The organism is Bacillus sp. JJ1127 (genome assembly GCF_036965845.1).
Classification (GTDB): Bacteria; Bacillota; Bacilli; order Bacillales; family Bacillaceae_G; genus Bacillus_A.
Map to the genome: position 1 here is coordinate 1 of NZ_JBALQK010000284.1, position 4,344 is coordinate 4,344.

Here is a 4,344-nt window from a genome sequence, read left to right on the forward strand (position 1 = left end):
CTTATAGTAATCAATCTTTTCTTCAATTTTCACAAGGTTATCCTTCGAATCTTTCATTTCTTTAAGGGATTTATTTTGATGAATTCCTAACAATTCTCGTCTTGCTGTAAATTTAAAATAAAGTCACGATGTTTAAAAAAAGATACGATGCTTTTAATCAAACTGTATTTCAAAGCAACACTTGCGCTTATTATAGATAACACAATTTTTAAAAAAGCGATTTGTAAAACATTAGTTGAAGAAATGTACGAATACATTGGGAAATTGAGAAATATAGAAATTCAAGGCCCTGAAACATTCTTACCTACTTTGGCTATAAAAATAGCAACTGCAGGGGCAGTTTAATAGCAGAAGGATTTCACTATAATACATCAAATTTATTAGATAAAGAGCAGGGCATTATTGAAATTTATTTTAAGGGGAGAAAATAATTGAACTTAGGTAATCCAATAGCTATAGGGAATACAGCGAAGATATATCTTTGTGATAATAAAATTGTGAAAGTTTTTAAAGAACACTTTCCAAATACAGAATCTTTATACGAGGCAAAGAAACAAGAATACGCTTATTCATGTGGGCTTCACGTCCCAAAGGTATTAGAAGTCACAGAAATAAAGGGTAGGCAAGCAATTATAATGGAATATGTAAAAGGAAAAACAGTAGGTGATCTCTTAATTAATAATATGGAACTAGCTGAGCATTACATAAGTGTTTGTGTCAATGTACAACAAAAGATGCATGCTGTTGTTGTTAATTCAGATTTACTTGAACCGATGTCAGAAAAACTACATCGCCAGATTGAATCCGTACATAATCTAGATGAAAAACAAAAGGATACATTATTAAGAAAATTGGATTCGATTGTATTTGAACCTCGGCTATGTCATGGAGATTTTCATCCATTTAATTTAATCATGAGTAATGACAACGTGAAAATTATTGATTGGGTTGATTCTAGCTCGGGAGATATTCGTGCAGATGTATATCGAACATATCTATTGTATTCACAGTCATCGGTAGAATTAGCTGAAATGTATTTACGTATTTACTGCAAAAATACTGGTTTATCAAAGGATGAAGTTTTACAATGGGCTCCTATTATTGCAGGGGCAAGATTATCAGAAAATGTATCTTCAGAAAACATAGAGCATCTAAAGAAATTAGTAGATCATTATTGCGATTGAGGGATATTTTGTTATTTCTATACAGTTTTGTTGTTTCTTTAAAAAAATGTCTTAGATTATTAAAAAATAGTTGTAGATTGAAAAGGTGTTTTCCGTTTGTGAAAACACCTTTTGGTAACATGAAATTTTGTTATCAGAAGTTTATCCTTGTAACTCTTTATTAATTTCTAGCTGAGCTTTAGATGTATTAGCAAAATTTAACCAATCGTTTCTCACTTTACTTTTATTATCAATAATCCAAAGTTCAACAATATCTAGATGTGAAATATTTGTTGTTATTGTGTTTTTTACACCATTAATTTTAGCACCTGACATATGTTTAGCAATCTCAGGATTTAGAGCAAAAGCAAAGTCAATTACAGTAGCGCCTTGTGGCAGGTGAATGGGATCTAATTTAGGTGTAAATACAACAATGGTATTTTGAAACAATTCAAATGATACTAAATCATAAAATTCTAGAGCGTCTTGAGTTACTAAATCATTAGTTGCAATAGACTGATCCATCAATTTATAAATGATGCCTTGCATCTCCGTATCAGTTATACTTCTTGTAAGAATGTAGAACACTCCTTTATCTCTTATCTCCTGATTTATTTTTGTCTGGATACATATCACTACCTCATGATCATTTATTTCCACTTTGGTCTTTAAGTAACTGTTTAATACATCGTTTTCAATTGCTATATTGTCTTCAAATTGATGAGGAATCGGTTTATACAGTTGATGTATGATTCCTAACATTTTATAACAATTCAAATTGCTTGAGGTTGTGATGACTATTTTTGATATTGCCGCTATGTCTTGAATGTCTTGAAGACGAGAATAAGCTGTATAAATAGGACTCACTTCGTAGTCTACTTCAAATATTAAAGGGGGCTCTTGGAAGCTATTTATGTCCTGAATAATGTTTCGAGACATATCTTCTAGTAACTGAACATAATTCTGTAAAAGTATTTTCATGTCCTGATATTTAGAATGATTGAGATAAAAAAAACTTAAATCTTCTAATTCGCGTTGAATATGTAACAATCCTAATCTTCTACATAGAGGAGAAAAAATTTTGAGTGTTTCATTTGCGTAAGGAACTTGTTTTTTTACGGTTTTCACCTGTAAAGTTCTCATATTATGGAGACGATCTACGACTTTTATAATAGCTACTCGTATATCTGCTTGTGTAGCTAACAATAACTTTTTTAAATTAATTGCTTCATACTCTTCTTTACTGGGAATCTGTTTTTTATCTACTTTGGTTAACCCTTCGACAATAGTGGCTACCTTTTCGTCAAATGTGCCACGTATATCCTCAATTGTATAATCTGTATCTTCCACCACATCATGCAGTAGTGCTGCCACTAAAGTTATGATATCAGCTTTACAATCTAGCAAGATCTCTGTAACTGCAAATGGGTGAGTAATATAAGGTTCACCTGAAACTCGAAATTGCCCTTCATGTGCTTTCTCAGCGACGTATATAGCCGTATTCAATTGTTTTAGTTCTGATTTATGTAGATAGGAAGCTTTTTTTATCAATTCTCTTTTCATATTTTCACCTTCATCATGTTAATTTTCTTATCTTCATCCTAATAACTTGTTATTATAATTCGCTTTTTAAAAGTTAAATACCTGTTTAAATGATAAGGGATTAACATAACGGATTATTATCTAAAGTTAAAAATGACGAAATATTCCTTAGCAATTACAAATAAAAGCGGAGAAACGTCCAGTGGAATCGTGTATTTGGAGATAGTCGTAGAAGAAATGCTCTTTCTTCTACGACTTCAGATGTAAATATTTTAAAAAGAGAATTGTAAGCCTCTGTAATTTTCTGCTTGCAATGAAGAAAGCGCCATTTCCGACACATGTGGATCAACTGCATCGAATTCAGTCACCTACGCGAGTTGGTCAAATTACGTGAAATCGTTAATATTGTTTATAAGTATATTTTCCTGTGATTAGAGCAATATATTACCAACAACATTGGAGGTGCAACAGATGTATATTCGTGAAAACAGCAATACAAATGAAATTCTTATTACGGGTGCGGCAAGCGCGATTGAACAAATGAAATATGAAATAGCAAGGGAATTTGGGGTTACACTTGGCCCAGATTCAACTGCACGCGCCAATGGTTCTGTTGGCGGGGAAATTACAAAACGTTTGGTGCGCATGGGAGAAGAACAACTATCTGGACAATATAGAATTCACTAAAATACAATAATTACTTAAATTAAAAATGGAAAGGGGATGTAAATTGTTGTTTACATCCCTTTTCTATTGTATTACTTTATAACGGTTTCTTTCATCTAAAAGGCTCTGTTCTTTACATAATTTTGTTAATCAAATTAAATATTACTTTATACTTAAAAATATTGTTGAAACAATGTCTTGTTCTGTTATTATTTTCTAATTGAATTTATGATAAAATTTTGTAGAAACCTTAAAAAAAGGAGTATCCTATGGAAAATTTCCCTAAAAGTTTATTAGTTTTATTTCTAATTTTGGTATGTAGTTGTGTTATTTTCGGTATATAACATAGTTATAGAATAACAGAATTGTAATCACTTTATATACAAAGGACATAATTATACCTACATGATGTACAGTAACTAGTAAGTTCAAATTTTGGTAGATCTAGTCCGGATATAGGCTTATCTTAAAACGAAATATGTACTACGTTACGATGGCTTTGCTGCAAAGTTTTCTAAAGTGAGACAAATTATGTGAAAAGTAAACCCGAAGTTTGCAATCAAGCTTCGGGTTTTCGGCGTATAACAAGCTACAAGAATTATTAACGGTTTCGTAAAACTTAACCATAATATCTCTCACCACTTTATGTGTTAGGAAACTTTGCAACAGAACCAGAGGATGAGGAATTTTGAATGTAGATATAAATACAATGGATGAACATGAAGTGTTATATATTGCTAGAAATTTTCTACCACGCGCTACTAAAGTGCCCGGTGCTAGGTCAAAATACTATACAATTTGAATGTTGTACAGAAATCATAAATAATAACAAGAATCCCCGCAAAGAAGCGGGGATTCAAGGGTAATGAAGGCTATTTATTATTTGTCGAATTAAGTTAAATTCGACAAATTAATATTATCACTACATTTCAGAAAAGCAGCATGATAAATGTGACTAAATTGTAAATAAGCT

General features: G+C 31.4%; 3 protein-coding genes and 1 pseudogene. 3 read left to right on the plus strand and 1 reads right to left on the minus strand.

The window, feature by feature from the left end:
* Positions 1–192: 192 nt before the first annotated feature.
* A pseudogene (locus tag V7183_RS22610) lies at positions 193–342 on the plus strand (kanamycin nucleotidyltransferase C-terminal domain-containing protein); the annotation flags it as partial.
* Positions 343–431: 89 nt separating this feature from the next.
* A complete protein-coding gene (locus tag V7183_RS22615; protein ID WP_335360918.1) occupies positions 432–1,184 on the plus strand; it encodes a phosphotransferase family protein in 753 nt (250 codons plus the stop codon).
* A 141-nt stretch (positions 1,185–1,325) separates the two neighbouring features.
* Here V7183_RS22615 and V7183_RS22620 read toward each other — a convergent pair whose 3' ends face one another.
* Positions 1,326–2,726: an HD domain-containing protein gene (locus V7183_RS22620; protein ID WP_335360919.1), complete on the minus strand. Its 1,401-nt coding sequence runs from the start codon at positions 2,724–2,726 to the stop codon at positions 1,326–1,328.
* Between the two features lie 450 nt (positions 2,727–3,176).
* Here V7183_RS22620 and V7183_RS22625 point away from each other — a divergent pair, with 450 nt between their 5' ends.
* Positions 3,177–3,392: an alpha/beta-type small acid-soluble spore protein gene (locus V7183_RS22625; RefSeq protein WP_335360920.1), complete on the plus strand. Its 216-nt coding sequence runs from the start codon at positions 3,177–3,179 to the stop codon at positions 3,390–3,392.
* Positions 3,393–4,344: the final 952 nt, after the last annotated feature.

Coding starts and splice junctions, on each gene's coding strand:
- V7183_RS22620 (WP_335360919.1), bottom strand. CDS start 2,726: ATGAAAAGAGAATTGATAAAAAAAGCTTCCTATCTACATAAATCAGAA.
- V7183_RS22625 (WP_335360920.1), top strand. CDS start 3,177: ATGTATATTCGTGAAAACAGCAATACAAATGAAATTCTTATTACGGGT.